Below are 366 nucleotides of genomic sequence, written 5' to 3' on the forward strand. Positions count from 1 at the left end.
TGGGATTTGGAGACCGGGATGGAACTGGCCACCCTCACCGGGCATAGTGACGATGTAAATGCAGTAGCTATCACTCCTGACGGGAAACGAGCGGTCTCGGCATCGTCGGATGAAACCCTGAAACTGTGGGATTTGGAGACCGGAACGGAACTGGCCACCCTCACCGGGCATAGTAAAGTTGTATTGGCAGTAGCCATTACCCCCGAAGGGAAACGAGCACTTTCGGCATCGTCGGATGACACCCTGAAACTGTGGGATTTGGATACCGGGATGGAACTCGCCACTCTAGAAGGGCATAGTGACATGGTATGGGCAGTAGCCATTACCCCCGAAGGGAAACGAGCGGTCTCGATATCGTATGAGAAA

The 366-nt window shown here is 54.1% G+C and carries 1 protein-coding gene; it reads left to right on the forward strand.

The features are described 5' to 3' along the window. Positions 1–18: 18 nt before the first annotated feature. The coding region (locus LKK83_RS28145; RefSeq protein WP_442957373.1) for a WD40 repeat domain-containing protein at positions 19–366 on the forward strand (348 nt) is incomplete at its 3' end.

Origin of the sequence: Phormidium sp. CCY1219, from assembly GCF_035615515.1 — a bacterium.
Taxonomy (GTDB): Bacteria; Cyanobacteriota; Cyanobacteriia; order Cyanobacteriales; family Laspinemataceae; genus CCY1219.